We start from the raw sequence: 26,442 nt of genomic DNA on the forward strand, positions 1-26,442 counted from the left end.
GCGGCCGACCCCGGCCCCGGCCCCCGCCCCCGGCACCGACGGCCGCTACGTGTACAGAGGTAGTTGGTGAGGTTCTGGCCGGCGGTGGTCAGGTGGCGGATGCTGGGGTGGAGGTAGCGTTGGGTGGTGGTGATCTCTTGGTGTCCGGCGATCTGTTGGAGGACGTGGAGGGGGATGCCGGCGTCGGCCATCCAGGTCAGGGCGGTGTGGCGGAGGTCGTGGCGGCGTAGGTGGTCGTAGCCGAGGCGGCGGGTGACGTCGTCCCAGTGGGTGGCGCGACGCAGGGTGGCGGTGGTGATGCGTCCGCCGCCGTTTGACGGCGAGGCCGCGGTGAGTCCCCCTCCGCCGTTCCCTGCCTACGACCCTCCGTGGGCACCCGCGGTGCCGCCGGGGAGAGGCACGTACTCGGCCCGCCGCCCTACCCGCGCCCCCCGTCCCGCACCGTGCAGGTGTCGGTGTCCGCCGGGCACCAGTGCGTGCGGCCGCCCACGAGGTGCAGTTCGAGGTCCGCGTCGCGCATGCCGTTGCGGTCGAGCGCGGTGCGCAGTGTGGTGGGCGAGGGCTGGGGTGGTAGGCCGAGTACGCCGATGACCACGACACCGTTGCGGGCGTCGACCGAGGCGATCTGCCAGTTGCCGGCGGTGGCCCACTGCTCGGCCACCGGCCGGGCGTCGGCCGCGAGTGAACGGTCCCGGGCGACGGTGATCGTCCCGGTGGTCAGTGGCACCGCGATCAACAGCACGACCACGGCGACCGCCACCAGCGTCCGGCCGTGGAACTGCCCCACCAGGGAGCCGGATTCCTGTGCCGCGCCCCGGATCCCGTAGACGAGGAAGACGACGGTCCCGGTCGCCACGATGGCCGCCACGTTGGTCGCGAACAGCAGCGCCGACTCGCCGGCGTCGTGGTAGCGGCCGACCGTGATGAGCAGCCCGGTGACCGCGAGCGGCGGCACCAGCGAGATGGCGATCGCGACACCCGGAAGCGTGTCCGAGATGTCGGCGCGGACGAGGGCGAACGCGCCGACCGTGCCCGTCGCCAGCGCGGCGAGGAGGTCGATCAGGCGAGGGCTGATGCGTGAGGACACCTGACCGTTGGAGGCGAAGTCGTCCGGCGGGGCGGCGATCCAGCCGAGCAGCATGCCCACCGCGACGACCGCGAGCGCGCCTCCGAGTACCAGCAGCGCGCATCGCACCACCTGCGCGCGGTCGGCAAGGACGAGGGCCAGCGCGCTGCCCAGGATCGGAGTCATGAGCGGCGCGACGATCATGGCTCCGATGACGGTCGCCGTCGAGTCGCCCACCACACCGGCACTCGCGATGACCGCCGCCAGGACGAGCAGCCCCCAGAAGCGGGTCGAACTGGGGCTGCCCAGGTCCCGCTCGATGAACAGGGTGTCGGTCATCCGGCGGACGGTGCCCGCGTCTACGGAGGCGATGGCGCTGCCCTGCCGTCAGTCGTCCGCGGCATCGACGGCGGCCTGCGCGTTCACCACGCCCAGGCCGAGCCGCTTCTGCTGTCCCGGGTCGGTGGTGGTGTCGCGGATGGTCTCCATGATCTCGTCGGGGTTCTTGCCTTCCTGGTGCAGGAGGGCGGCGACGGCCGACACGTAGGGTGCCGCCATCGAGGTGCCGTCGAGTTTTCCGTACCCGGAGTCGTTCTTCTTCGTCAGCTCGACGGTGTACGTGGGCAGGGTGGAGAGAATGCCGACGCCGGGGGCCGAAACGGCGTTCTGCGCACCGAAGTTGGAGAAGTCCGCCGGTCGCCCGTTCTTGTCGCTCGCACCGACCACCAGCACCGGGGTGTCGAGTTTGTAGGGCTGAGTGGCGGCGCCGTCGTTCCCGGCGGCGGCCACGACCACGGCGCCCTTGTCGTGGGCGTGCTGGATGGCCTTGTTGAGGATGCCGCCCTGGAGCAGGTTGGACATCAGGGGGCCCTCGCCGAGAGAGAGGTTGATGACGTCGGCGCCGTTGTCGGCGGCCCAGACGATGCCCTTGGTGATGTTCGCGTTGCTGCCACTGCCGTCCGAGCCGAGGACCCGTACGGGCATGATCTTCGCGCCCGGCGCCCCGCCCGCGATGCCCGTGCCGTTGTCGGTGTCCGCCGCCGCGATGCCTGCCACGTGGGTGCCGTGGCCGAACCCGTCCTTGGGGCGGCGGTCCCCGTCCACGAAGTCGTACCCGCGCACGAGCCGGTCCTTGAGGTCCGGGTGGTCGAGGTCGACACCACTGTCGACGACGGCGATCACGGTGTCGTCGCCCTTGGCGCCGTCCCAGGCGGCGGGCAGCTTCAGGGTGTCCAGCGCCCACTGCTGGTCGCGCATCGGATCGGCCTTGTCCTCGTCGTCCCCGCAGCCCGTGGCGAGTCCGGCGCACAGCAGACCGGCCAAGAGAGCGGCGGAAGTCCGTAGGGCGCGCATCATGTCTCCTTGCTCGCGGTGAACACGTCAGGGGGTACGTCCGGGCGACGGCCCGGCCGGCCGGTCTCCTCCGGTGCCGCGCCGCCCAGGAACTCGACAACGGCCAGCGCGAGCAGCAGGCACAGTGCGATCCCGACGACCACCCAGCCCGTCGGATGCGACCACAGCAGATACGTGAGCAGCGCGGCGGCCACGAGCACCCAGGTGATCCAGGTCCGGTGGCGGCCGACGAAGGGACCGACCGGGCCTGTCCGCATCCCGGCCCGTTCCGCGGTCGCCCGCACACCGCCGATACCGGACGTCCACAGCCCACGCAGCAGACCGGCCCGGTGCCCCGGTCCGGTCAGCCATGCCGCCAGGGCGACGACGACGCCGAGCGCGACGACCATGCGGACCATGGTGAACAGGAAGTGCGTCATGGTGTCGTACACGGCAGCGGCCGCGTCCTGCGAGACGTCTGCGGGCAGCCGGTCCAGGTAGATCACGCGGAAGACGCGCAATCCGATGCCGAGCAGCCCGGTGGCGACGGCGACGGCGAGCGCTCCGGTGACCAGGGCCCTTCTCCTGCGTACGGAGAGCAGGACGCCGGCGGCGACCAGGACCAGGGCGATGACGGGGAGCCAGTTCCCGGCGAGTTGCAGCAGCCGCACATACGTCCTGGCCTTGCTGATGTTCTCCGACGTGACCAGCGTGAAGTCGGTGTGGATCTCGGGGATGCGGCCCGCGACGGTCATGCCGTTGTCGACGAGACGCTGCTTGACCCGGTCGACGAGGGGCGCGAGATCGACGGTGACCGTGTCGCCCTTCAGCTGGACGGCGCCGCCGCCCTTGCCGGTCAGCGCCTTGTCCAGCGTGCTGTGGGCCCGCCGGTTGCCCTGCTTCCAGATGGTCTCGAACGCGTCGGAGCCGGCCACGGCGCGGGCCTTGTCGTGGACGAAGCTGCGGACGGCACTCTCCAGCGAGTCACCGAGGCTGCCGAGCGCCTTCTCCAGGCGCGGCCGGTCCTGGGCGGGCACATCGGACAGCAGTATCGACAGATCGATACGGGACATGAGCGCGTCGGTCGCCCGGTTCGCGACGGCGTCCTGCACCGCCGGATCCGCGGCGAGCGGGCCGACTGTCGCGACGTACCGGTCGGTGTCGCCGACCTGGTCGGCAGCCCACGCCGCGACCACGGACAGCGGCGCGAGCACACACCCGACGACGATGAGCACGGCGGCCAGGAAGGAACGCCCCCGGTGCCGCCGGTGCCCGGGGGAGTGCTCGCTCTCGAGTGTCGCCACCCGCTCTCGCAACGCCCTCAGTTCCGCCTGCGCGTCCGGGCCCGCGCGATGTGAGCCCTCCGCCACAGATGCCTCCTCCCGGGACGACCGTGCTGCACTCCATGGGATGCGTCAGGCCCGCATGTCGGCGAGGTGGGTGACCCGAACAGGGGACCCGCCCGGACGCGCCTCAAGGGTGGCGACGACGAGACGCGGGCCGAACGCGAACAACACGGGGCCAAGCCGCCGGGCCGATGCCGGGCCCACAAAATGACTGGCGCGTCGGCTTCATATAACGTGCATATCGGTGTGAATCTATCGGAATGACTCCTCCGCCCAAGGCCGCTCAGCCCTTCATCAACAGGCAGCAGGCGGAGCTGCGAGAGCACCTCCCGTTCTCCGACCGGCAGGACTTCGAGGACGCCTCGCGGGGGCTGATCGCGCGCCGCGTCCCCAGCACGGTCACCGGTGCGGACGGCGACGTCGTATGGGACAGCGACACGTACGCCTTCTTGAAGGGCGAAGCCCCCGACACCGTGAACCCGAGCCTGTGGCGCCAGTCGCAACTGGTGGCAGAGCAGGGGCTGTTCGAGGTGGTCGAGGGTATCTACCAGGTACGCGGCCTGGACCTGTCGAACATCACGTTCATCGAGGGCGCCACCGGCGTGCTCGTCATCGATCCACTGATCTCGACGGAGACCGCTGCGGCGGCGCTTGAGCTGTACCGCGAACACCGTGGGGAGCGGCCGGTCACCGGAGTCGTCTACACCCACTCGCACGTCGACCACTTCGGCGGCGTCAAGGGCGTCACGACGCAGGAGGACGTCGACGCCGGGCGCACCCCGGTCATCGCGCCCGAGGACTTCACCGAGCACGCTGTGGCCGAGAACGTGTACGCGGGCACGGCCATGAGTCGGCGCGCCGCCTACATGTACGGCGCGGCGCTCGCCCGGGGCCCGCAGGGAGCAGTCGGCGCCGGACTCGGACAGACGACCTCGACCGGCACCATCACACTCATCCCGCCGACCCTCACCGTCTCCACGACGGGACAGGAAGAGGTCGTCGACGGGGTCCGGATGGTCTTCCAGATGGCCCCCAATACCGAGGCCCCCGCCGAACTGCTCATCCACTTCCCCGACTTCAGGGCCCTGTGCACCGCCGAGGACGCCACCCACACCCTGCACAACCTGCTGACCCTGCGCGGCGCCGTCGTCCGCGACCCGCATGCCTGGTCACACGCGCTCACCGAGACGATCGACCTGTTCGGTGACGTGGTGGACGTCGCCTTCGCCTCGCACCACTGGCCGACCTGGGGACAAGAGCGCGTCATCCACTTCCTGGAGACCCAGCGCGACCTGTACGGCTACCTCCACGACCAGTCCCTGCGCCTGATCAACAAGGGCTGGACCGGGGCCGAGATCGCCGAGCACCTGCAACTGCCGCCCGCGCTGGAGAGCGCCTGGAACACGCACGGCTACTACGGCTCGGTCAGCCACAACCTCAAGGCCATCTACCAGCGCTACATGGGCTGGTTCGACGGCAACCCGGCACATCTTTGGCAGCATCCCCCGGTCGAGGCGGGCAAGCGCTACGTCGAGTTCATGGGCGGCGCCGACACGGTCGTGGACAAGGCGCGCACCTCGTTCGCCTCGGGCGACTTCCGATGGGCGGCCGAGGTACTCAGCCATGTCGTCTTCGCCCAGCCCGACCACGCCGCGGCACGTGAGCTGCTCGCCGACACCTTCGAGCAGCTCGGATACGGCGCGGAGAACGGCCCCTGGCGCAACTTCTACCTCTCCGGAGCCACCGAACTGCGCGCCGGCCAGTTCGGCACCCCCATCGTCGCGGCTGCCCCCGACATCGTCGGGAACCTCACGCCGACCATGCTCTTCGATGCCATCGCCATCCAGATCGACGGCCCCAGGGCATGGGACGAGAAGTTGAGCGTCGACGTCCACCTCACCGACAGTGACGAGAACTACCGGCTCTGCCTGGCCAACGGCGTGCTCAGTTACAGCACGGCCTCCCAGAAGACGGCAGCCGACGCCACCCTCACCACCACCGTCCGTGCTCTGCCGCAGCTGGCTGTCACGGGTCTGACGCCCGAGGGACTCCAGCAGGCAGGTGTGCAGGTCGAGGGGGAGGCGTCGGTGTTCGAGCGCCTCGCCGCCGTACTGGACCCGGGAGACCAGGACTTCCCCATCGTCACTCCGTGACGTGTCGGGCCGCGGACGACCGAACAGCCCTCCCGCGCTGTCGCGTGATCCCTGCCGCTGTCGGAGGCCGATCTTCACCCGTTCCAGGAATTGACCAATCCGCATGCCCGTCCACGCCGGATTACGGGTGTCGGGAGCGAAGAGGCTCCCCCTGATCCGACCGTGGAGGGATTGCCATGCGCAATCGAACCCGTCGTACCGCCGTCGTCGTCGCTGCGGCAGCCATGCTGCCGCTGGCGCTGAGCGCCTGTTCCGACAGCAGTTCCAAGGACAGTGGCTCCGACAGCGCTTCCTCTTCCGCGTCCAAGGGGACCGACAAGACCAGCCCCTCGGACGACACCGCCTCGATGAGCAAGCCGTTTGGTACGGCCTGTTCGTCCGTGCCCAAGGATGGTGCGGGGTCCTTCGACGGTATGGCGAAGGACCCGGTCGCGACCGCCGCGTCGAACAACCCGGCTCTGTCGACCCTGGTGACCGCCGTCAAGAAGGCCGGCCTGGTCGACACGCTCAACAACGCCAAGAACGTGACGGTCTTCGCGCCGACCAACGACGCCTTCGCCAAGATCCCGAAGGCCGACCTGAACAAGGTGCTCAACGACAAGGAGCAGCTCACCAAGATCCTCACGTACCACGTGGTCGGCAAGCAGCTCACGCCGAAGGACCTGGAGAAGGGCTCCTTCGAGACGCTGGAGAAGTCGAAGCTGACCACCTCGGGCTCCGGTGAGTCCTACAAGGTCAACGACTCGGCCAACGTGGTCTGCGGCAACGTGAAGACCGCCAACGCCACCGTCTACATCATCGACAGTGTCCTGATGCCCAAGAGCTGACGGCGGCATCGCATCACCACGTGCCACGTGACCCCGATCCAGTCCTGGAAAGGCTCCGGACTACCGTGAGGCAGCGATCTCCGACTGAGGGGGGAGGGCAGCGGATGACCGATTGCGGAGGGGAGGCCACGGTGGCCGGTGGGAGGGGCGCGCTGGTGCTGGGCAGGACCCCGCCGGCGCCGCGGGCTGCGGTGCTGTTCCTGCACGGCGGGCGGGCCGACAGCCGCTCCGCGTCACGCCCCTGGCATCTCGCGACGCTGCGCATGCGGCCCTTCGTGCGTGCCGTCGCGGCGGCCCTGGCGGATGAACCCGTCCTGACGGCGCGGGTCCGGTACCGCGTGCGCGGCTGGAACGGGGCCGACGCCGATGCCCTCCACGATGCGGAACGGGCGCTCCACGAACTGACACGGCTCGTCGGCGACGTGCCGGTCGTGCTTGTCGGCCACTCGATGGGCGGCCGCGCCGCTCTGCGCGCCGCCCGCGCCCCCCAGGTGAGGGGCGTCGTGGCCCTGGCCCCGTGGTGCCCGGAGAACGAACCCGTCGAGCATCTGAAGGACAAGGACATCCTCGTCCTCCACGGCGACCACGACCGCGTCACCGACCCACGCGCCTCGGCGGAGTTCGTCCGCCGGGCCCGAGCAGCCGGTGCGCGGGCGGAGCTGTCCCTCGTCCCCGGTGGCGATCACGCGATGCTGCGCAACAGCGGCCGCTGGCACCGCATGGTCGCTTCGCGGGTCGCGGACCTCGTTCCACACGGGTAGCCGTCGGTGCCTCGATACGAGGAGTCGCGGTGCGCGATCACGGTCTCCTAGGTCTCCTAGGGGATCGGAGCGGCGGGGATCTACCGCAGCGCCGCCACCAGCGCATCGCTGGGGGAGCACCACACCTGCCGTGCCTCGCCGAAGCCCTGTTCCCGCAGCGCGTCGAGGTGCCACTGGGTCGCGACGGGGCGGTCGGCCTTCGCGCCTGCGGGCCGCGGTACGCGCGGGTCGCCCAGGAGGGCGAAGCGCCGCTGGGCCGCGTCGGCGAGGTGCGGGTCCGTGGCGACCTCGCCCCACCAGGCGGCCCAGTCGAGGGCCCCCGCGTCCCGATCGCGCTCCTGGCGCGCGGAGTTGTGGGCCTGTAGGGCCGCGTTGAGGCGGGGCGCGGACTCGTCGTACATGTGGTCGGCGTTGAGGAACACGCCGCCCTCGCGGATGAGTTCGGCCAGCGTTCCGTAGAGGCGGCGCAGCGGTTGGGTGTCGAGCCAGTGCAGCGCCGTGGCCGTCACCACGGCGTCGTAGGAGGTGTGGGGGAGTTGGGCGGCCCAGTCCGGGGCCGTGAGGTCCGCCTCGACGAACGTGACGCGGTCGTCGTCGGCGAAGTGGCCGCGGGCGATGGTCAGCAGGGCCGGGTCGATGTCCACGCAGGTGCTGTGCGCCTCGGGCAGGCGCTGCAGCAGGCGCTGGGTGATGCTGGCGGTGCCGCAGGCGAGGTCGAGGACGCGCGGGCTGCGACCTGCCACGGCCTCGACCGTGTCCAGCATGACGCGGAAACGCTCTTCGCGGTCCGGCATGTACCACTCCTGCTGGCGGTCCCAACTGGTCTGCCAGCGCTGCCAGTCGGCTACGTCGGATACGGGTGTCGTGGTCATGTGTGGGGGGTTTCCTTTCGGTGGGACTGGGACTGGGACTGGGACTGGAACGGGACGGTCGTGGCGGGGCGTTCGTCGGTGATCTTCTGTGTGTGCCGAGGTGCTGGGAGCGCAGCAGCAGGCGTGTGGTGTCGGACTGCGGGGTGGCGAGAACGGCGTCGCACCGGCCGTGCTCCACGACCTGGCCGGCGTCCATCACGACCAGGTCGTCGGCCAACTGCCGTACCAGGTGCAGGTCGTGGCTGATCCAGAGCACGGCCGTGGCGCTGTCCTGCCGGATCCGGGCGATCTCCTGGCGCACCAGGTCGGTACTGACCGGGTCGAGGGCCGTGGTGATCTCGTCGCAGATCAGTACATCCGGTTCGGCCAGCAACGCCCGTGCGAGCGCGGCGCGTTGGAGTTCACCGCCGGAGAGTGCGGCGGCCGGCCGGGTGGCGTGCTCCGCTGTGAGGCCGAGCCGCTCCCACACCTGCCGCGCCCGCCGCTCGGCTTCCGCGGCGCTCACCCCGTGCAGGCGGACGGCCGTCCGTGCCACCTGGTCCAGAACGGGGCGCCGTTCGTCGAAGGAGCCGCGCACCTCCTGCCAGACGTACTGCACGGCCCTGACCTGGCGCACGCTGCGACGTCGCAGTACCGGCAGTGGTTCACCGGCGTATGTGATCCGGCCGCGGTGGCGTTCGTGCAGCCCTGCCAGGCAGCGGGCGAGCACCGTCTTCCCGCTTCCCGAGGGCCCGACGATCGCGGTGCGGCCACCCTCGGGAACGCGCAGGGACACGTCGTGCAGCGCCTCGCCGCGATGTCCGGCCCCGAGCCAGGCGGTCAGACCTTGGGCCTCCAGCCCGCTGCGCGTCTCGTCCACACGTGTGTCGGTGGCATCCGGGACCGTCTCGGCCGGTACCTCCGGCGCAGGCAACACGTCGTCCGTGTCACCCGCCGTGACGACGTGCCCCTGGTCGAGGATCACCGTGTGTGCGGCGACCGCGCGTACGAGGTCGTGGTCGTGGCTCAGCAGCAGGAGCGCGAAGCCCTGGGCCGCGAGCCGTACCAGTTCCTCGGCGAGCCGCATTCGGGCCACGGTGTCCAGGCCGGTGCTGGGTTCGTCGAGGACGAGGGCGCGTGGTGCGCCCGCCAACGCCTGGGCCAGGGCCACCCGTTGGCGTTGCCCGCCGGAGAACTGGTGCGGAAAGCGTCTGCGGACGGCTTCGGCGTCGGGCAGTCCCGCGGAGTGCAGGGCCTGAGTGGCGTGCCGTGCCGCGGTGGACCGCTCGGGGCCGTCGGGCCGGTGCAGCCGGGCGAGTTCGGTCAGCACTGAGCCGATACGGCGGGCCGGGTTGAGGGCGTGCGCCGGATGCTGTGGCATGTAGGCGATGACACGGCCTCGTACGGTCGCGGCCTGGCTCGTCGGTCCGTCCTCGTCGACCACCTGGGTGCCCGCGACGGTCACCGAACCCGTGAGGCGTACGCCGGGCGCCGCGTCGCCGAGAAGCGCGAGTGCGGCCGTGGTCTTGCCGCTGCCGGAGGGGCCGACGAGCGCGGTCACCTCGCCGGGTCGCACGGTGAGATCGAAGGCGTGGAGCAGGGTTGCCCCGTCGGCGCGTGCGGTCAGTCCGCTGACCTCGATCATCGGTTCCATACGGCCGCCTTCGTCGTCGCCCGAGCCGTTCTCCTTTGGCCGGCGGCTCCGCCCTGTACAAGTCCGTCGGCGAGCAGGTTCGCGCCGACGGTGAACATCACCAGCAGCAGCGTCGGCGCGCACACCGCCCAGGGCTGGACGAACAGCGCCTCCCGGCTCGCGGCGATCACCACACCCCAGTCGGGGGAGGAGGGGTCGAGACCAAGGCCGAGGAAGTTCGCCGCCGCCACGGTGAACACCGCCGCCCCCACGCGCGTACCGGCGTCGGCGGCGGCCACCGGCAGCACGGCGCGACCCACGTGACCGAAGAGGATGCGCGCAGGTGACTCGCCCTGAAGACGTAGTGCCTCCGCGACCGGGCTGCTGGCGGCGTCCAGCGCCGCCGCCCTCAACAGCCTTGCCACCGCTGGGATGTTGAGGGCTGCCACCGCCAGGGCCACCGCCAGCGGTTGGCCGCGCCACCCGACCCCGACGACGCTGATGACCAGCAGCGAGGGCAACGGCAGCAGCAGCTCCACGGGCCGCATGAGGACGTCGTCGAGCCACCGGCTGCGCGCGCTCGCCGCCGCGAGCCCGAGGGCGGCGCCGATCAGCACGGCGAGGGCGACCGCGCCGACCGCCACGCCCAGTGCGCTGGCCCCGCCGCGCAGCACCAGCGTCAGGACGTCGCGTCCCATCGCGTCCGTGCCGAGCACATGCCCGTCGCCGAGCGTGTACGGCATCCCGTCGGAAGGGACTGAGGAGGGAGTCACCAATGGGCCGACGACAGCGGCCGCGACGGGGACCGCCAGGAGCAGCGCCCCGCCCAGTGCCCGCCGAGTGCGTACGCGGCTCATCGCAGCACCTCCGCACGCGGGGCGAGCCGTTGGCCTGCCAGATCCGCCGCCAGGTTGAGCAGGCAGGCGACCGCGGCGAGGGCGAGTGTCAGCGCCTGCACCGTCGGCACGTCGCGGTTCTGCACGGCCTCCACCAGAGCGGTCGCCGTGCCGGGGACCGCGAACACGGCCTCCACGATGAGGACGCCGCCCAGCAAGTGGTCGCCGGTGCGGGCCAGTTCCTGGATGCCGGGCACGGCGGCGTTGGGGAGCACGTGGCGCAGCACCAGCTGGGCGGGTGGCACCCCGAGGCGGCGGGCCTGTTGTGTGTAGCCGGAGTTCAGGGCGGCGATGGTGCCGGCCCGGATCTGCCGTGACAGCAGGCACACGGTCCGGGCCAGCAGCACGGTGACGGGGAGCACGAACAGTTCCGGGTGCCGCCACCAGTCGCCGTCCGAGCCGACCCAGGTCGGCGGCAGCCAGCCCAGGCGCAGCGCGAACAACGCCACGAGCGCCAGGGCCAGTACGAAGTCGGGTATCGCCGTCAGCGTCAGTGTCACCGACGTGAGCACGCGGTCCGTGCGGCTGCCCGCGCGCAGGCCGGTCAGCACACCGATGCAGACCGCCAGCGGCACCAGCAGCACCGCGGTGACGGCGGCCAACGTGACCGTCACGCCCATGGATCGGGACAGCACATGTGTCACGGGACCGCCGCCGACCAGCGAGGTGCCCAGGTCGCCGTGGAGCAGGCCGCCGGCCCAGTCCAGGAAGCGTTCGAGCAGCGGCCGGTCGAGGCCCATCTGGGCGCGCAGGTCGGCGACTTGGTCGAGCCCCGCCTGCTCGTTGAAGTCGACGGTGGCGGCGTCCCCGGGCAGGAGGTTCGTCAGGAGGAAGACCACCACGCTGAGCACCGCGAGCTGGACGACCGTCCAGGCGCCCCGCCGCATGGCGTAACGCAGCACGTCAGTCCAGCCAGACCCGGTCGAAGCGGGCCCAGTCCACGGTGTTCGGCGGAGCCTCCTTCACACCACCGAGGCGGCGCGAGACGGCGTTGAGCCACTCCTGGTGCCCCCACAGGACCAGGCCCCCGCGGTCGCGGAGCGTGGTCTGCACGGAGCGGTACTTGCGGGTGCGAGCCGTGTCGTCGGTGACGGACTGCGCGGCGACGAAGGCGTCGTCGAAGTCGCGGTCGTGCCAGGCCGAGGCGTTCTGCGGGGAATCGGTGAGCAGCCGCTCGCCGATGTAGGTGGGGATGGTCATGGCGCCGCAGCGGTGGTTGGTGACCGTGCCCTTGGACAGCACGTCCGTGAAGTACGACTCCGGGGACCCGTTGACGATCTCCACACCCAGTCCGGCCTCCCCGGCCTGCTCCTTGAACAGTTGCGCGGCCTGTGTGAAGCCGTCGGCCGCCGTGGACGTGTAGAAGGAGACCTTCTTGTTGTACAGGCCAGTGCGGCGAAGGAGCCGTCGCGCCTCGGAGACATCACGTTCGCGCTGTTCCAGGCCGGTCGGGTAGTACGCGTATCCCTTGCCGTACACGTCGTTGCCGATCTCGGCGCGCCCCGAACAGGCCACATCCACCAGCCGTTTGCGGTCCACCAGGAGTTTGACGGCCATCGCCGCGTCCGGGTCGTCGAACGGTGCCCGGTCCGTCTTGAGCGCGAAGCCCTGCACCCCACTGTGCGGCGTCGCCACCACGCGCACCCGGCTGTCGTGCTCGACCCGCCGGGCGAAGGTGGGTGTCATCTCGTGCGCGAAGTGGATGTCACCGCTCTGCACGGCCGAGGCCCGCGCCTCGGACTCGGCGGAGAGGATGTGCAGCTCATCGATGTACGAGGCGCCGTTCCAGTGGTCGTCGAAGCGCCGGCCCACGAAACCGCGCCCGGCGGTGAACGACACGAACTTGAACGGCCCGGTCCCGACCGGGTGCTTGGGATCGTCCCAGCCGTCCCGCACGATGGGCGTCCCGGTCATCGCCAGCAGCGAGGGGAACTCGGCGTTGGGGCGCTTCAGGGATATCTCTACGCGATGCCTGCCCAGGGCGCGGCACTTGGCGAGGTCGACCTGGGACAAGGATGTCTTCGCCAGGTGGTCGGCGGCGTCGGCCTTGAGGATCCGCGACAGGCTGTAGAGCACGTCTTCGGCTTCGAAGGCATGTCCGTCGTGGAAGCGGGCCTTGCGCAGCTCGAACCGCCAGACGCGGGCCGAGTCGTCGCTGGACCAGGACGTGGCGAGCCTGGGGACGGGCCGCAGCGTCGCATCGAGCTCGACCAGCTTGTCGAAGACGGCCTTGTGCCGCGCGATGTCGACGAACGCACGCTGGGCGTGCGGATCCATCGTCTCCTTGACGCCCGCGCCCGGGAACGCCGCCCGCAGCGTCCCGCCCTTCTTGGGAGAGCCGGCACCGGACCCGGACCCCGCCGACGACTGGCATCCCGTCACCAGTGCGGCGGCACCGACCGCGGCTGCCCCGACGAGCACGCTTCTGCGGGTGGGGATGACCGGCGGCATGGGGGCGCACCTTCCTGACTGCTTGATCGGGGCATCGCTGCGATATGCATCTAATAGGTTATTGCATATCGTTCGCAAGAAGGGCGGGTGTGCGATGGCCCACCAGGAAAGGACGCCGCATGCGCCACGCGGTCAGTCGGTGCGGAAAGCGTCCAGGATGCGTTCCGCGGCGCGCGCGGCGGTGACCTCGCCGTCGCGCACCTGCTGTTCGAGGCGGGGGGACAGCGTGCGCACCGCCGCGTCGGCGTGCAGGCGGCCGAGGAGTTCCTCGCGCACCATCGTCCAGGTCCAGTCGACCTGCTGGTCACGGCGGCGCGCGGCCAGCCGGGAGGTGGAGTCGAGCAGAGTGCGGTGTTGTTCGAGGCGCTCCCAGACCACGTCGAGGCCCGTCGACTCGCGGGCGCTGCAACTGAGCACGGGCGGCGTCCAGAACGCGTCCTTGCCGTGCATCAGACGCAGTGCGCCGGCCAGTTCGCGTGCGGCCGTCCGCGCGTCCCGCTCGTGCGGGCCGTCAGCCTTGTTGACCGCGATCACGTCGGCCAGTTCCAGGACGCCCTTCTTGATGCCCTGCAGCTGGTCGCCGGTGCGCGCCAGGGTGAGCAGCAGGAACGAGTCGACCATGTTGGCGACCGCCGTCTCCGACTGGCCTACGCCGACCGTCTCGACCAGCACCACGTCGTATCCGGCCGCCTCCAGCACCACGATCGACTCGCGCGTCGCCTTCGCGACCCCGCCGAGGGTGCCGGAGGTGGGGGAGGGACGGATGAACGCGGCCGGATCGACGGCGAGCCGCTCCATGCGGGTCTTGTCGCCGAGGATCGAACCGCCGGTCCGGGTGGACGACGGGTCGACCGCGAGGACGGCGACCCGGTGGCCGAGCCCGGTGAGCATCGTGCCGAACGTGTCGATGAACGTCGATTTACCGACCCCCGGCACACCGCTGATCCCGATGCGCCGGGACCGGCCGCTGTGCGGCAGCAGCCGGGTGAGCAACTCCTGTGCCTGTGAACGGTGTTGAGGGCGGGTGGATTCGACGAGAGTGATCGCGCGGGCGACGATCGCCCGCTTCCCGTCGAGGACACCCTTGACGTACGTCTCCAGATCGATGGCCATGAGGTGTTTCACCGACTCACAGGTCGTCGTGCCCGAGGTCGGTGGCCAGCTGCGACACGAGATCGTGCGCCGCGTCCGGGATCACCGTGCCGGGCGGGAACACGGCCGCCGCACCCATGTCGAGGAGCGTCGGGACGTCGGCGGGCGGGATCACTCCGCCGACCACGATCATGATGTCCTCGCGCCCTTCCTCGGCGAGTGCCTCGCGCAGCGCCGGTACGAGGGTGAGGTGTCCGGCGGCCAGCGACGAGACCCCGACGATGTGCACGTCCGCCTCGACGGCCTGCCGCGCCACCTCGCCCGGCGTCTGGAACAGCGGGCCGACGTCGACGTCGAAGCCGAGGTCGGCGAAGGCCGTCGCGATCACCTTCTGGCCGCGGTCGTGGCCGTCCTGGCCCATCTTGGCGACCACGATCCGCGGGCGTCGGCCCTCGGCCTCGGCGAACTCCTCCACCCGCTGCCGGGTGCGGTCCACCGACGGGGACTGGCCTGCTTCGTTGCGGTACACACCGGAGATCGTACGGATCTGGCCGGCATGGCGTCCGTACACCTTCTCCAGGGCGTCGGAGATCTCCCCGACGGTCGCCTTCGCCCGCGCCGCGTCCACCGCGAGCTCCAGCAGATTGCCCTCGCCGCCCGCGGCCCTGGTCAGCGCGCCGAGCGCGTCCTGGCAGGCCTGCTCGTCGCGCTCCGCGCGCAGCCGCTTCAGCTTGGCGAGCTGCTGGGCGCGCACCGAGGTGTTGTCGACCTTGAGGACGTCGATCTGCTCGTCGCTGTCGACCCGGTACTTGTTCACGCCGATCACCGGCTGGCGCCCGGAGTCGATCCGCGCCTGGGTGCGGGCGGCCGCCTCCTCCACACGCAGCTTCGGGATGCCCGCGTCGATGGCCTTGGCCATCCCGCCCGCCTGCTCCACCTCCTGGATGTGCTGCCAGGCCTTGCGGGCGAGGTCGTACGTCAGCTTCTCCACGTACGCGCTGCCGCCCCAGGGGTCGATGACCCGGGTCGTGCCCGACTCCTGCTGAAGGAGCAACTGCGTATTGCGGGCGATGCGGGCCGAGAAGTCGGTGGGCAGCGCGAGAGCCTCGTCCAGGGCGTTGGTGTGCAGCGACTGGGTGTGGCCCTGCGTCGCCGCCATCGCCTCCACGCATGTCCGTGTCACGTTGTTGAACACGTCCTGCGCGGTCAGTGACCAGCCCGACGTCTGTGAATGGGTGCGCAGGGAAAGGGACTTGGCGTTCTGCGGATCGAACTGCTTGACCAGCTTCGCCCACAGCAGGCGGGCCGCACGGAGCTTCGCGACCTCCATGAAGAAGTTCATGCCGATCGCCCAGAAGAAGCTCAGGCGCGGCGCGAACGCGTCCACGTCCAGGCCCGCCTCCCGCCCGGCCCTGATGTACTCGACGCCGTCGGCGAGCGTGTACGCCAGCTCCAAGTCGGCCGTCGCGCCAGCCTCTTGGATGTGGTAGCCGGAGATGGAGATCGAGTTGTAGCGCGGCATCCGCTGCGAGGTGTACGCGAAGATGTCGGAGATGATCCGCATCGACGGATTCGGCGGATAGATGTACGTGTTGCGGACCATGAACTCCTTGAGGATGTCGTTCTGGATGGTCCCGGCCAGCTTCTCGGGCGGCACGCCCTGTTCCTCGGCGGCGACGATGTACAGCGCGAGCACGGGCAGCACGGCACCGTTCATCGTCATCGACACGGTCATCTTGTCCAGCGGGATGCCGTCGAAGAGCTGCCGCATGTCGTAGATGGAGTCGATGGCCACGCCCGCCATGCCGACGTCGCCGGTCACGCGCGGGTGGTCGCTGTCGTAACCGCGGTGCGTGGGCAGGTCGAAGGCGATCGACAGGCCCTTCTGCCCGGCGGCGAGGTTGCGCCGGTAGAAGGCGTTGGACTCCTCGGCGGTGGAGAAGCCCGCGTACTGGCGGATCGTCCATGGCTGGTTCACGTACATCGTCGGGTAGGGGCCGCGCAGATACGGGGCGGCGCCCGGGTACGTGTCGAGGAAGTCCAGGCCCTCCAGGTCCTGGCCGGTGTACAGCGGCTTGACGGTGATGCCCTCGGGCGTCTCCCACAGCAGGTCGCCGCCGTCCGCGGCCCGCTTGAGCGCGGCGCGCCACTCGTCTCCACCAGGGCCTTCACCGGGGGTGCCGAGGTCGATCGCGGAGAAGTCGGGGACGGACATGCCGGGGACGGACATCAGGACACTCCCATGCGGTCGAGCGTGGCGGAGAGCAGGGTCACGGCGTCGCAGCCGGCGAAGACGTGGGCGTCCACGTCCCCGGGCGTACCGGGCCGGCCCGCGAGGAACACCTGGCGGGCGCCCGACTCGCGCAGCTCACGGGCGGTGGCGTCGGCCCGCTCCTCGTACACCTGGTCACTGGAGCACAGGCACGCCTCGCGCGCCCCGCTGTCCTCGAACGTGCCCTCCGTGACGGGCTCGATGCCGCCCGCCTGGAACAGATTGGCGGCGAAGGTGAGGCGGGCGGTGTGAGCGGCGGCCGGGCCGAGCGCGGCGAGGAAGATCCGGGGGCGCGTGCCCGTCGCTGCGAGGTGTGCGTCGGAGCGGGCGCGCAGTTCTTCGAACGCGTCGTCGCGGCGGACCCGCGGCAGGCCCCCGGAAGGCGGCGCGGGCGACGGTGTGCGCTCGACGGGCTTCTCCGCGAGATCCGGAAACTCGCTCACCCCGGTGATCGCCTCGCGCCGCTTCGCCAGGCGTGCGCTGCGGGCCGCCCAGGTCTCGGCGAGGCGCTCGGGCACGAGGCCGGAGCGCAGGGCGGCCGCCTGCCCGCCCGCCCGCTCGATCGTCCGGAAGAACTCCCAGCCCGCATGGGCCAGTTCGTCGGTCAGCCGCTCCACGTACCAGGAGCCGCCGGCCGGGTCGATGACCCGCGCCAGATGCGACTCCTCGACGAGGATCGTGGAGGTGTTGCGGGCGATGCGCCGGGCGAACGCGTCCGGCAGGCCGAGCGCCTCGTCGAACGGGAGCACCGTCACCGCGTCGGCCCCGCCGACCCCGGCGGCGAGCGTGGCGATCGTGGTCCGCAGCATGTTCACCCACGGATCGCGTCGCGTCGTCATCACCGTCGAGGTCACCGCGTGCTGCCGCTGCGCACCCTGTTCGGGCGCCCCGCAGACCTCGGCGACCCGCGCCCACAGCCGTCGCGCCGCGCGGAACTTGGCCACCGTCAGGAACTGATCGGCGCTCGCCGCATAGCGGAACTCCAGTTGCGCCAGAGCCTGTTGAGTCGTCAGGCCCGCCGCCGTCAGCTCGCGCAGATACGCGACACCGGTCGCCATCGACGCGCCCAGTTCCTGCGCCGCCGAGCCACCGGCCTCGTGGTACGGCAGCGCGTCCACGGTCAGCGCCCGCACACCGGGGTAGCGGGTGGTGCACCGCCGAGCCAGCTCCACCACAGGACCGATGTCGTACGACGATCCCGTACGGGCCTCGTGCCCCAGGGGGTCGGCGCCCAGGTTGCCGCGCGGGGCGTCAGCGGCGACGCCCGACTGCTCGTAGCAGCGGAACAGTTGGGCCGCGGCCGCCTCGGTCTCGGCGCCCGCGTCGAGGACGACGGGGGCGAGGTCCAGATAGACGCCGTCGAGCGCCGTGGGCAGCGCGGAGACGGGGAAATCGGAGGCTTCGCCCACGGTCAGCCACAGCGACGCGACACCGTTCTCCAGGTCGGCGAGTACCGCCGCCGGGTCCGCCACCGCGTGCCTTTGCCGTACGTCCCAGCCGCCGGCGACGTTGCCCTCGGCGCGGCCACCACGGACGAAGGGCGCGAAGCCCGGCAGCCCGTTCGTGGGTGCCGCGTCGCGGCCGGTGTACAGCGGGCGGGTGCGCAACCCGTCCTCGAGCGCGGTGGACAGGGCGCCTTCCGCTTCGGCTGCCGAGACTTCCTTGCCCGACTTGCGCAGGACACCCGACACCAGGTGTTGCCACTGCTCGTGCGTCGCGTCAGGGAACTCGGCCGCCAAGGAAAGCCCGTCGTCTGGCAGGACCGTCATGTCCGGATGCTAGGTCAGAGCCGGCGAGCGAGAGCAGGGCACACCCGTGTGACCTTGTTCTCCTTGTCGTGGGGGCTCGATTCGCCTACGAGCGGGATGGCGCGGAATGGTGACCCGCGTCGGCGCGGCACGCCAGGCGACGGCGCGAGGGAACCGGCCTTGGCCATGTACGCGCCACGCGGTACCGTCAGGGCGTATCGACGACAGCACGGAAGCCGGTGTGAAACCGGCACGGTCGCGCCACTGTGTGCGAGAGGTCCGAGGACGGACCGCTCGTGAGTCAGACCCGGCTGTCGTCTCGTGCACCACCGAGACGGGACGCGAACTCCCGAAGGAGGCTCTGCCATGGCGCAGAATGTCGCCCAGCCGACCCCCAACACCCCTGTGATTCCGGCGAAGTTGCCGTTGAAGGACATCGCCCCCTGGGCCGTCTTCATCGGCATCCTGATGCTGGTTCTTCTCTACTTCGTCGGCGCCGAACAGGGCGCCACCTCCGTGTTCAGCGGAGCGGAAGTTCATGAATGGGTGCATGACGCCCGTCACCTGCTCGGCTTCCCCTGCCACTGACCCGAGGGAACCCGACGCGCTCATGAACTCCAGCACCGTACGTAATCTGCTCGTTCGCGGCATGCTCGCCGGCCTCGCCGCCGGCGTGCTCGCCCTGGTCATCGCCTACTGGCTCGGCGAACCAGGCGTCGACGCCGCGATCGGCTTCGAGGAGGCCCACGCCGGCCACTCGCACGGCGACGAGGTCGAACTCGTCTCCCGCGGCCTCCAGTCCACCGCCGGTCTCGCCACCGGCATCCTCGTCTACGGCATCGCCTTCGGCGGGATCGCCGCTCTCGCCTACTGCTTCGCGCTCGGGCGCGTCGGCCGCTTCGGCCCACGCGCCACCGCCCTGCTGCTGTCGGGCTGTGCGCTGCTCGCCGTATACGTCGTACCGTTCCTGAAGTACCCGGCCAACCCGCCCGCCGTCGGAAACCCCGACACCATCGGCAAGCGGACGACCCTGTACTTCCTGATGATGGTGCTCAGCGTGCTCCTGACGATCGCCGCGACCATCGTCGGCAAGCGGCTCGTGCCCCGGCTCGGCACCTGGTACGCGACAGTCGTCGCCGTGCTGGGATTCGCCGTGATCGTCGGCCTGGCCTACGAGTTCCTGCCGGCGATCAACGACGCGCCCGAGCACTTCCCGGCCGCGCTGCTGTGGCGCTTCCGGCTCTCCGCCCTCGCCACACAGATCACGCTGTGGGCCGGATTCGGCCTGCTGTTCGGAGAGCTGGCGCAGCGACTGCTGCGGCCGAAGCCCGTGGCCGCCACACCTGGGGAAACGGTCGCGGCGGGCCAATGATGGCCCCGGGCGGGTCGCGGGAAACGTAGAAGAGGGCCCACGGAGTCATCCGGGGCCCTCGCGTGTTTTCGCACCACATCAGGGTTCATCCGCGCATGGTTCGCGTGAGGAATCGAGGAGCTGAGTGGCCAGACACCCGGAGCCGCGCCGTATCACTCTCGGCGGTCGCGCGGCGGTCGCCCTGACCCTCGACGAGTACGAACAGCTCATCGCCGGCCGACGGCAGATCGGCGGGCAGAGCGCGCGGATGCGGGTGCTCGCCCAGCAGGCGAAGCGGACCGAGCAGCTGGTGCGCGACCTGACGGAGCTCGTGGCGGCGTGCCCGGCCGACGAGTGCGCTGCCGTCGGGCACACGCCGAGCGGTACCGGACCCGCCGTACGCGAGGACAGTCCCGAGGCGGCACGGTCCGCCTGCGTACGGTGCGAATTGGCGGAGCTGTTGGCCCGCCACCGGGGGCAGGGCCGTTGATCGGAGCGCTCACTCGGCGCCGAGCATGCGGCCGAGCCGGATGTTCCAGCGACCGGAGCGCCCACTGAACTCCGTGGCCGACAGCGGCGCGACGTCAAGGCGCCAGAAGGCGGACAGCGGAGCCCCTGTCGCATGGACCGCGGCCGCCCGCACCACCTCGGGTTCCACGACGGCGACGACCCGGCCGGACGCCGTACCGCCCTCCCTGACCTCGTCCAGCCAGCGGCCGACCCGTGCGCACACGTCGGCCACGGACTCACCACCCGGCGGTGAGGCCTCCGGGTCCGTCAGCCAACGAGCCACCGCCTGCGGTTCCGTGGCGCTCACGTCGTCCAGCGACCGGCCGCGCCAACTGCCCGCGTCGAGGCCTGCCAGGGCGGGTGCGGCTTGCCCGGCATTGAGGCCGAGAGCGTCGGCGGTCTGTGCGCACCGGGTGCCGGGGGAGACGACGACGCGGTCGGCCAAGGGCAGGGTTCCGGCCGCGCGACGAGCCTGAGCGGCGCCGGCCGAGTCGAGGGACGCCCCGTCGTCGAACACGCCGCTCCGTGCTGAGGCGGTCACGGCCGGTGAGACGAGCAGCAGGCGCGTGGTCACGGAACTCCCTGGGACTCGATGGCCGTGCGAGGGGAGCGTACTCCCCGCCGCCGATGTTCCTTCAGCAGGTCCGTGCGGTGGTCGCGGAAGGTGGTGACGAGTACGGCGACGAAGTCGAGGGGCGGGAGTTGCAGGAAGAACTGGGTGTCGTTCCGGGTGCCCTCGAACACCTCACTGTGGTGGAGGAGACGGCGGCGCTGGAGGGCGTTCCCATGCGTCTGACCGTCTTCTCCGCGGACCTGATCGGCGATCCGGTGCCCGCGGCCGAACTGGCCGCACGTTCGTGCCCTATCCGGTGTCGGACGACGGGCCGGGGGACGGGCATCGGGCCTGAGACGGCCCGGCCGCTCCCGTGCTCCAAGGACACCGGGTGCCTTCCCCGATCCCTCGTGCGCCACAATGAGCCCACGAGAGGCGACGGGGACCAGGAAGCCGGTGTGATTCCGGCGCGGTCCCGCCACTGTGACCGGGGAGCGATCCTCCTGCACGCCACCGTCCGCGACAGCGGACGGGAAGGCGGGGGTGAGTGATGATCCGGGAGCCAGGAGACTGACCCGTCGCCGGTCCAGCAGCAGGGGCGAGGACACCCCGGAGAGGATCGATGTGACGACGCATGCCCGAACGGGGCACCCGGGGCCCGGCAGGCGCCAAGTACTGGCCGCCTCAGGTGCGTTGACGTTCGCCGGAGCCGGGTTGCTCAGCGGCTGCGGCGGGGACACCAAGGACGGGGGAGGCGGCGACCGGTTCCGCGCGGCGTTCACCTCCGGTGGCTCCCAGGAGACGCTCGACCCGCACGTGGCACCCAACTTCGTCGACCAGGCCCGCGCCAAGGCCCTCTACGACACCCTCGGCACGTACGCGGACGACCTGTCGGTCCGCGAGCGGCTCGCGGAGTCCTGGGAGAGCGACTCCTCGGGCACCCGCTGGCGCATCCGCCTGCGCGCGGCCCGCTTCCACGACGGCAAGCCGGTCACCGCCAAGGACGTGCTCTACAGCTACCGCCGCGCCGCCGACCCCAAGACCGGATCTCCGTCGCAGGTCCTGCTGTCCGCGATCGACTTCGGCGCGAGCAGGGCAGACGGGAACCGGACCGTCGTCCTCGTGCTGAAGGCGCCGAACTTCGAGTTCCCCACCGTCTTCGCGGGACCCGGCACCGAGATCATCCCGGACGGCACCACGGACTTCAGCAAGCCGGTCGGCTCCGGCCCCTTCACCTACGTGTCCTTCACGCCCGGCGGCACCGCCCGCTACCGGCGCTGGGCGGACCACTGGGACGGCGCCCCGCACATCGCCGAGCTGGAGATCGTCCCCGCGAACGAGGAGTCGGCGCGGCTGGGCGCGCTGCTGTCCGGGCAGGTGCACTACGGCGCCGACATGGGCGGAGCGTCCGTGGAACGGCTGAAGAAGAACAACTCGACACACCTTCTGACGGCCAAGCGGGCCACCGCGCAGCAACTGCTTCTGCGCACCGGACGAAGCCCGTTCGACGATCCGCGGCTCATACGCGCCGTGCAGCTCGGCATCGACCGGGAGGCACTGGTCAGGATCGCGCTCGCCGGGCACGGCGAGGTGGGCAACGACCTGTTCGGGATGGGGCTGCGCGGCTACCCCGACGACATGGAACCCCGGAAGCGGGACGTCGACGAGGCGCGCGGGCTCGTGAAGGAGGCCGGAGCCCAGGGGCTGCACATCACCGTGGAGACCAGCGCCGTCGACGCCGCGTGGGAACCGGCCGCCGACCTGATGGCTCGTCAGCTACGCGAGGTGGGGCTCAAGTTGACCGCCAACACCCGCGCCTCCAGCACGTACTTCAGCGAGATCAAGACCAAGGGCATCGCCGCCTTCAACACCACCTCCACGCTGCCCGTCTCCGACTTCCTCCAGCAGCGGGTCCGTGGCGGCGCCGCCCGCAACCAGACGCAGTACGCCTCGAAGAAGTTCGACGCGCTCCTTGACCGGGCCCGCACCAGCCGGGACGAGCAGGACAGGCTCGGGCTGCTCGCCCGCGCCCAGAAGCTGGCCCGCGCCGAGTCCGGACTCCTGGTGTGGGCGTTCTCCGACGCCAACGACGCCGTCGCGCGCTCGGTCACCGGTTTGCGCGCGGCGCCCCCGAACTCGCACGACTGGGCGCGCTTCGACCGTGTCCGCGTCAGCTGACATGCGGGCGTATGTGCTCCGACGCTGCCTGCTGGCGCTGTTGCAGTGCCTGGTGGTGCTTCTCGCCGTGTTCGCCGTCGGCTCGCTGCTGCCCGGCGACACGGCCGACGTGCTGCGCGGTGAACTCGGCACGCCGGAGCAAGTCACCGCACTGCGCGACCAGTTGGGTCTCGACGAACCGGCTTGGTCCCGCTTCGGGCACTGGCTCGCCCACCTCTTCACCGGGGACCCGGGGAATTCTCTGACGACCGGCCTGCCCGTCGGCGACGACATCGGCCGGCGCGTCGGCGTGACACTCCTGCTGGGTGTCCCGGCACTGCTGCTCGTCACCGTGCTCGCGCCGCTCGTGGGCGCGGTGTCGGGGCTGCGGGAGGGCAGCCGCGTCGATCGCGCGCTGAACACGGCCGCCGTCGTGCTGCACGCCGTGCCGGAGTTCGTGCTCGGGCTGCTACTGGTCGCCTCGGTGTCGCTGGCGGCCGGGCTGCTGCCCGCCACCGCCGTCGGCATGGACGCGCACGCGCTGTGGGCGCAGCCCGCCGTGCTGGTCCTCCCCGTCGTCGTACTGACGGCCCGTCACCTGTGCGACCTGGCACGGCAGATACGGGCCGGGGTCGCGGACCAGCGGCACAGTGCCGTCGCCGAGCATCTGCGGCTGCTCGGCATGCGCGAGCGCGTCATCGTGGTGCGCCATGTGCTGCCGGGTGCCCTGGGGCCGGCGGCGCAGCAGTACGCGCGCTGCGTGGAGGGACTGCTCGGCGGCGCGGTGCTGGTGGAGGCGGTGTTCGGCTTCCGCGGCCTGGGCAACGGCTTCGTCGAGGCGGTGCAGAACCGCGACCTGCCCCAAGTGCAGACGTACGCCCTGCTGTTCGCCGGCACCGCCGTCGCGGTGAACCTGGCCGCCGACCTGGTCGCCCACCGCTTGGCGCCCCGCCGGGAGGTCACGGCGTGACGCTACCGGCCACCGCGACACGAACTCGCCCACCGTGGATCTCCCTGACCCTGCTGGGTGTCCCGGTGCTCCTCGCCCTGTCGGGGCCGCTCCTCGCAGGCGACGACTCGCCCCAACCGGACGCTCTGCCGTCCCAGCCACCCGGCCACGGTCACCTGCTCGGCACCGACGTCCTGGGCCGAGATGTGCTCGCGCTCGTCCTGCACGGAGGCGCCTCGGTGGTGGGCAGCGCGCTCGCGGCGCTCGCGATCGGCATGGCACTCGGCGTTCCGTTGGGCCTGCTTGCCGCGGGGCCGCGGCGCCGCCTCGACGAGACCGTCATGCGCACCATGGACCTGCTGCTGGCCTTCCCCGGCCTGCTGGTCCTGATGACCCTGGCCGCGACCGGCCACCGCCACTGGCTGTGGCTCGTGTCGGTCGCCGGGGCGCTGCAAGTGCCGGCCGTTGCCCGCCTGGTGCGGGGCGCGGCCCTCGCCCCCGGTGCCCGGACCGTCGTCGAGGCGCTGCGCATGCAGGGCCACGGCTGGGCGTACATCCATCTGCGGCACCTGGCAAGGGAGTTGGCCGCGCCGCTGGCCACCGACGCGGGCGGCCGGTTCTCCGTGGTGCTCTACCTGCTGGCGTCCGCCAACTTCCTCGGCCTCGGCCTGTCCGCGTCCGCACCCGACTGGGCGGTGCTCATCGAGCGCAACAGCGACGCCCTGTTCACCCAGCCCGCCGCCGTACTGGCGCCCGCGGGGCTGCTGACCGCACTGTGCGTCGGCGGCAACCTGCTCGTCGACCGGTCCCTCGCGCGGAAGAGGAGGAGTTCGTGACCGCACCGCAGTGGGAGACGGCGCCGCAGCCGGAGCCGGCACCGCAGTCGGAGACCGCACCGCTCTTGGTGATCGAGAAGCTCTCGGCGCACGCCGAAGGTGCGACGCGACCGCTGCTCGACCAGGTCGGGCTGACCGTGCGGCCGGGCACCGTCCTCGCCGTCGTCGGACCGTCGGGCAGCGGCAAGACCACGCTGGGCCTGGCCGCCCTGGGCGCCGCGCGCGACTCCGTGAAGCTGTCCGGACACGTCCTGTTGGAGGGCGCGGACCTGCTGTCCCTCACCCCGGCGGCACGCCGCTCGGCGCGAGCGGGCCGCGCCGCCCACCTGCCCCAGCACCCCGAATCGGTGCTCGACCCGGTCCGCCGCGTCGAAGGTGTGCTGACGGAACTGGCCGCGCTCGGCCACGCGGGGCGCACCGCCCGCAAAGCGGCCGCATCGCAGGCACTTGCCGCGGCCGGACTCGACCGCGCCCTCGTGCACCGGCGCTTCCCCCACCAACTCTCCGGCGGCCAACAACAGCGCCTGGCACTCGCCTCCGCACTGGTCACCGGGGCACGACTGCTCGTCCTGGACGAACCCACGAGCGGCCTGGACCCGGCCCTCGCACGAGCCCTCGGCCGCACCGTCCGCGCCCTCGCCGAAGGCGGCACCGGCGTCCTGCTGCTCAGCCACGACCTGCCGACCGTGCGCGACACGGCGGACCGTGTCCTCGTGCTGGAGGACGGGCGAGCGGTGGAGGACGGCCCGGTGGAGGAGGTCCTGGGAACCGGCCGGCCCTTGCGCCACGCCGCCACCCGTACGCTGCTCGCCGCGGAACATCGCACGGCGGCCGCAAGCCAGGTGCAGACGGCGGCGAACGGCCCACGACTGACCGGCGGAGTCGAGGCCCGGGACATCGCCGTACGCCGCCGATCCGCCGACCCGCTCGCCGGCCCGGTGTCACTGACGTTCGCCCCCGGCAGCAGAACTGCGCTGCTCGGCCCCTCCGGCTCGGGCAAGACGACCTTCGCCAGGGCCCTGGCAGGCCTGATCGCACCGACCACGGGCGAGGTCCGCTCGGAAGGCGAGCGCCTCCCCGCCCGCATCGACCGCCGTACGACCGCACAGCGCCGCGCCGTCCAGTACGTGCACCAAAACAGCGCGGACTCCTTCGAGCGGCACCGACCCGTACTGCCCCAACTCGCCGACACCGCACGCCTCTTGCGGGGTCTGAACCACAAGGACGCCGCCACGGAGGCGACGGACATCGCGACCGCTCTCGGGTTGGCGGAGCAGGAACTGCACCGCACGCCCGGCCGACTGTCCGGCGGGCAACTGCAACGCTGCGCACTGGTACGCGCCCTGACGGCACACCCCGCGCTACTGGTGTGCGACGAGGTGACCTCGGCACTGGACACCGCATCCCGCGAACGCGTCCTCGACGCCCTGCCGACGCTGCTCGCCCCCGCCGCTACGGCCCTGCTGTTCATCAGCCACGATGTAACGGCGATGCGCGCGTTGGCCCAGGACGCGGTGGCGTTCCGCGCCGGACGGTGCGTGCGGTACGGGCCGGTGGACGAGGTTCTGCGGGCCGGCGCGGCAGAGGTGGCCGCGGCGGCGACGTCGGCGCCCGACCGCTCCACGCCGTGACCGAGGACCGCGCCCTGGCCTCCCGCG

The 26,442-nt window shown here is 71.3% G+C and carries 22 protein-coding genes, 2 pseudogenes and 1 riboswitch; of the genes and pseudogenes, 10 read left to right on the forward strand and 14 right to left on the reverse strand.

The window, feature by feature from the left end:
- Window positions 1–113: 113 nt before the first annotated feature.
- From ABT004_RS03905 to ABT004_RS03920, 4 genes and pseudogenes are all read right to left on the reverse strand, one after another.
- Window positions 114–299: pseudogene (locus tag ABT004_RS03905) on the reverse strand (tyrosine-type recombinase/integrase); the annotation flags it as partial.
- 119 nt (window positions 300–418) lie between these two features.
- Window positions 419–1,405: a DUF389 domain-containing protein gene (locus tag ABT004_RS03910; RefSeq protein ID WP_351331234.1), complete on the reverse strand. Its 987-nt coding sequence runs from the start codon at window positions 1,403–1,405 to the stop codon at window positions 419–421.
- Between the two features lie 48 nt (window positions 1,406–1,453).
- Window positions 1,454–2,419 carry a S8 family peptidase gene (locus ABT004_RS03915; RefSeq protein ID WP_351331235.1) on the reverse strand — a complete coding sequence of 322 codons (966 nt, stop codon included), beginning with the start codon at window positions 2,417–2,419 and terminating at the stop codon, window positions 1,454–1,456.
- Window positions 2,419–3,768, reverse strand: coding sequence for a hypothetical protein (locus ABT004_RS03920; RefSeq protein ID WP_351331236.1), 1,350 nt, complete (start codon window positions 3,766–3,768; stop codon window positions 2,419–2,421). The genes ABT004_RS03915 and ABT004_RS03920 overlap by 1 nt, the downstream gene beginning before the upstream one ends.
- Window positions 3,769–4,004: 236 nt before the next feature.
- On the opposite strand from ABT004_RS03920, the gene ABT004_RS03925 reads away from it, so the two are divergent.
- The 3 genes from ABT004_RS03925 to ABT004_RS03935 all read left to right on the forward strand — a co-directional run bounded on the left by ABT004_RS03925 (window position 4,005) and on the right by ABT004_RS03935 (window position 7,485).
- The gene (locus tag ABT004_RS03925; RefSeq protein ID WP_351331237.1) at window positions 4,005–5,897 is read left to right on the forward strand and encodes an alkyl/aryl-sulfatase; all 1,893 of its coding nucleotides are present in this window, start codon (window positions 4,005–4,007) and stop codon (window positions 5,895–5,897) included.
- 176 nt (window positions 5,898–6,073) lie between these two features.
- Complete coding sequence (locus ABT004_RS03930; RefSeq protein WP_351331238.1) at window positions 6,074–6,724, forward strand: fasciclin domain-containing protein; 651 nt, start codon at window positions 6,074–6,076, stop codon at window positions 6,722–6,724.
- A gap of 104 nt (window positions 6,725–6,828) precedes the next feature.
- Window positions 6,829–7,485, forward strand: a complete 657-nt coding sequence (locus ABT004_RS03935) for an alpha/beta fold hydrolase (RefSeq protein ID WP_351331239.1) — start codon at window positions 6,829–6,831, stop codon at window positions 7,483–7,485.
- A gap of 80 nt (window positions 7,486–7,565) precedes the next feature.
- On the opposite strand, the gene ABT004_RS03940 is transcribed toward ABT004_RS03935, so the two are convergent.
- From ABT004_RS03940 to ABT004_RS03975, 8 genes and pseudogenes are all read right to left on the reverse strand, one after another.
- On the reverse strand, window positions 7,566–8,357 hold the full coding sequence (locus ABT004_RS03940) for a class I SAM-dependent methyltransferase (protein WP_351331240.1): 792 nt from the start codon (window positions 8,355–8,357) through the stop codon (window positions 7,566–7,568).
- Between the two features lie 391 nt (window positions 8,358–8,748).
- Window positions 8,749–9,990 (reverse strand): annotated as a pseudogene (locus ABT004_RS03945) (ABC transporter ATP-binding protein); the annotation flags it as partial.
- Entirely contained in the window at window positions 9,978–10,826 is an 849-nt protein-coding gene (locus ABT004_RS03950; RefSeq protein ID WP_351331241.1) for an ABC transporter permease subunit, read from the reverse strand. The pseudogene ABT004_RS03945 and the gene ABT004_RS03950, both read right to left, overlap by 13 nt.
- Complete coding sequence (locus ABT004_RS03955; protein ID WP_351331242.1) at window positions 10,823–11,767, reverse strand: ABC transporter permease; 945 nt, start codon at window positions 11,765–11,767, stop codon at window positions 10,823–10,825. Before ABT004_RS03955 ends, ABT004_RS03950 begins: the two co-directional genes overlap by 4 nt.
- Window position 11,768: 1 nt before the next feature.
- Window positions 11,769–13,316 carry an ABC transporter substrate-binding protein gene (locus tag ABT004_RS03960; RefSeq protein ID WP_351331243.1) on the reverse strand — a complete coding sequence of 516 codons (1,548 nt, stop codon included), beginning with the start codon at window positions 13,314–13,316 and terminating at the stop codon, window positions 11,769–11,771.
- Window positions 13,317–13,448: 132 nt separating this feature from the next.
- Window positions 13,449–14,429: a methylmalonyl Co-A mutase-associated GTPase MeaB gene (gene meaB / locus ABT004_RS03965; protein WP_351331244.1), complete on the reverse strand. Its 981-nt coding sequence runs from the start codon at window positions 14,427–14,429 to the stop codon at window positions 13,449–13,451.
- Window positions 14,430–14,445: 16 nt separating this feature from the next.
- Window positions 14,446–16,623 carry a methylmalonyl-CoA mutase gene (scpA, locus tag ABT004_RS03970; protein WP_351331349.1) on the reverse strand — a complete coding sequence of 726 codons (2,178 nt, stop codon included), beginning with the start codon at window positions 16,621–16,623 and terminating at the stop codon, window positions 14,446–14,448.
- A gap of 14 nt (window positions 16,624–16,637) precedes the next feature.
- On the reverse strand, window positions 16,638–18,449 hold the full coding sequence (locus ABT004_RS03975) for a methylmalonyl-CoA mutase family protein (protein ID WP_351331245.1): 1,812 nt from the start codon (window positions 18,447–18,449) through the stop codon (window positions 16,638–16,640).
- Window positions 18,450–18,794: 345 nt separating this feature from the next.
- Here ABT004_RS03975 and ABT004_RS03980 point away from each other — a divergent pair, with 345 nt between their 5' ends.
- From ABT004_RS03980 to ABT004_RS03990, 3 genes are all read left to right on the forward strand, one after another.
- Window positions 18,795–19,016 carry a CbtB domain-containing protein gene (locus ABT004_RS03980; protein WP_351331246.1) on the forward strand — a complete coding sequence of 74 codons (222 nt, stop codon included), beginning with the start codon at window positions 18,795–18,797 and terminating at the stop codon, window positions 19,014–19,016.
- A gap of 22 nt (window positions 19,017–19,038) precedes the next feature.
- Complete coding sequence (locus ABT004_RS03985) at window positions 19,039–19,800, forward strand: CbtA family protein (RefSeq protein WP_351331247.1); 762 nt, start codon at window positions 19,039–19,041, stop codon at window positions 19,798–19,800.
- Window positions 19,801–19,924: 124 nt separating this feature from the next.
- Window positions 19,925–20,269: a hypothetical protein gene (locus ABT004_RS03990; RefSeq protein WP_351331248.1), complete on the forward strand. Its 345-nt coding sequence runs from the start codon at window positions 19,925–19,927 to the stop codon at window positions 20,267–20,269.
- Between the two features lie 9 nt (window positions 20,270–20,278).
- Here ABT004_RS03990 and ABT004_RS03995 read toward each other — a convergent pair whose 3' ends face one another.
- Both ABT004_RS03995 and ABT004_RS04000 read right to left on the reverse strand, forming a co-directional pair.
- Window positions 20,279–20,863, reverse strand: a complete 585-nt coding sequence (locus tag ABT004_RS03995; RefSeq protein WP_351331249.1) for a histidine phosphatase family protein — start codon at window positions 20,861–20,863, stop codon at window positions 20,279–20,281.
- On the reverse strand, window positions 20,860–21,033 hold the full coding sequence (locus tag ABT004_RS04000; protein ID WP_351331250.1) for a hypothetical protein: 174 nt from the start codon (window positions 21,031–21,033) through the stop codon (window positions 20,860–20,862). Before ABT004_RS04000 ends, ABT004_RS03995 begins: the two co-directional genes overlap by 4 nt.
- Before the next feature lie 225 nt (window positions 21,034–21,258).
- Window positions 21,259–21,435: riboswitch (cobalamin riboswitch) on the forward strand.
- 100 nt (window positions 21,436–21,535) lie between these two features.
- Here ABT004_RS04000 and ABT004_RS04005 point away from each other — a divergent pair.
- Genes ABT004_RS04005 through ABT004_RS04020 form a run of 4 tightly spaced genes read left to right on the forward strand, consistent with a single transcriptional unit; the run spans window position 21,536 to window position 26,415 of the window.
- Window positions 21,536–23,020 carry an ABC transporter substrate-binding protein gene (locus ABT004_RS04005; protein WP_351331251.1) on the forward strand — a complete coding sequence of 495 codons (1,485 nt, stop codon included), beginning with the start codon at window positions 21,536–21,538 and terminating at the stop codon, window positions 23,018–23,020.
- Entirely contained in the window at window positions 23,004–23,969 is a 966-nt protein-coding gene (locus tag ABT004_RS04010) for an ABC transporter permease (RefSeq protein WP_351331252.1), read from the forward strand. Before ABT004_RS04005 ends, ABT004_RS04010 begins: the two co-directional genes overlap by 17 nt.
- Complete coding sequence (locus tag ABT004_RS04015; RefSeq protein ID WP_351331253.1) at window positions 23,966–24,784, forward strand: ABC transporter permease; 819 nt, start codon at window positions 23,966–23,968, stop codon at window positions 24,782–24,784. The genes ABT004_RS04010 and ABT004_RS04015 overlap by 4 nt, the downstream gene beginning before the upstream one ends.
- The gene (locus tag ABT004_RS04020; RefSeq protein ID WP_351331254.1) at window positions 24,781–26,415 is read left to right on the forward strand and encodes an ABC transporter ATP-binding protein; all 1,635 of its coding nucleotides are present in this window, start codon (window positions 24,781–24,783) and stop codon (window positions 26,413–26,415) included. The genes ABT004_RS04015 and ABT004_RS04020 overlap by 4 nt, the downstream gene beginning before the upstream one ends.
- The last annotated feature ends 27 nt before the right edge of the window (window positions 26,416–26,442 follow it).

Origin of the sequence: Streptomyces sp. NPDC002790, assembly GCF_040295505.1 — a bacterium.
Classification (GTDB): domain Bacteria; phylum Actinomycetota; class Actinomycetes; order Streptomycetales; family Streptomycetaceae; genus Streptomyces.

Coding starts and splice junctions, on each gene's coding strand:
- ABT004_RS03915 (WP_351331235.1), bottom strand. CDS start 2,419: ATGCGCGCCCTACGGACTTCCGCCGCTCTCTTGGCCGGTCTGCTGTGC.
- ABT004_RS03985 (WP_351331247.1), top strand. CDS start 19,039: ATGAACTCCAGCACCGTACGTAATCTGCTCGTTCGCGGCATGCTCGCC.
- scpA (WP_351331349.1), bottom strand. CDS start 16,623: ATGTCCGTCCCCGACTTCTCCGCGATCGACCTCGGCACCCCCGGTGAA.
- ABT004_RS03960 (WP_351331243.1), bottom strand. CDS start 13,316: ATGCCGCCGGTCATCCCCACCCGCAGAAGCGTGCTCGTCGGGGCAGCC.
- ABT004_RS03935 (WP_351331239.1), top strand. CDS start 6,829: ATGACCGATTGCGGAGGGGAGGCCACGGTGGCCGGTGGGAGGGGCGCG.
- ABT004_RS03910 (WP_351331234.1), bottom strand. CDS start 1,405: ATGACCGACACCCTGTTCATCGAGCGGGACCTGGGCAGCCCCAGTTCG.
- meaB (WP_351331244.1), bottom strand. CDS start 14,429: ATGGCCATCGATCTGGAGACGTACGTCAAGGGTGTCCTCGACGGGAAG.
- ABT004_RS03980 (WP_351331246.1), top strand. CDS start 18,795: ATGGCGCAGAATGTCGCCCAGCCGACCCCCAACACCCCTGTGATTCCG.
- ABT004_RS03925 (WP_351331237.1), top strand. CDS start 4,005: ATGACTCCTCCGCCCAAGGCCGCTCAGCCCTTCATCAACAGGCAGCAG.
- ABT004_RS03940 (WP_351331240.1), bottom strand. CDS start 8,357: ATGACCACGACACCCGTATCCGACGTAGCCGACTGGCAGCGCTGGCAG.
- ABT004_RS03930 (WP_351331238.1), top strand. CDS start 6,074: ATGCGCAATCGAACCCGTCGTACCGCCGTCGTCGTCGCTGCGGCAGCC.
- ABT004_RS03975 (WP_351331245.1), bottom strand. CDS start 18,449: ATGACGGTCCTGCCAGACGACGGGCTTTCCTTGGCGGCCGAGTTCCCT.
- ABT004_RS03950 (WP_351331241.1), bottom strand. CDS start 10,826: ATGAGCCGCGTACGCACTCGGCGGGCACTGGGCGGGGCGCTGCTCCTG.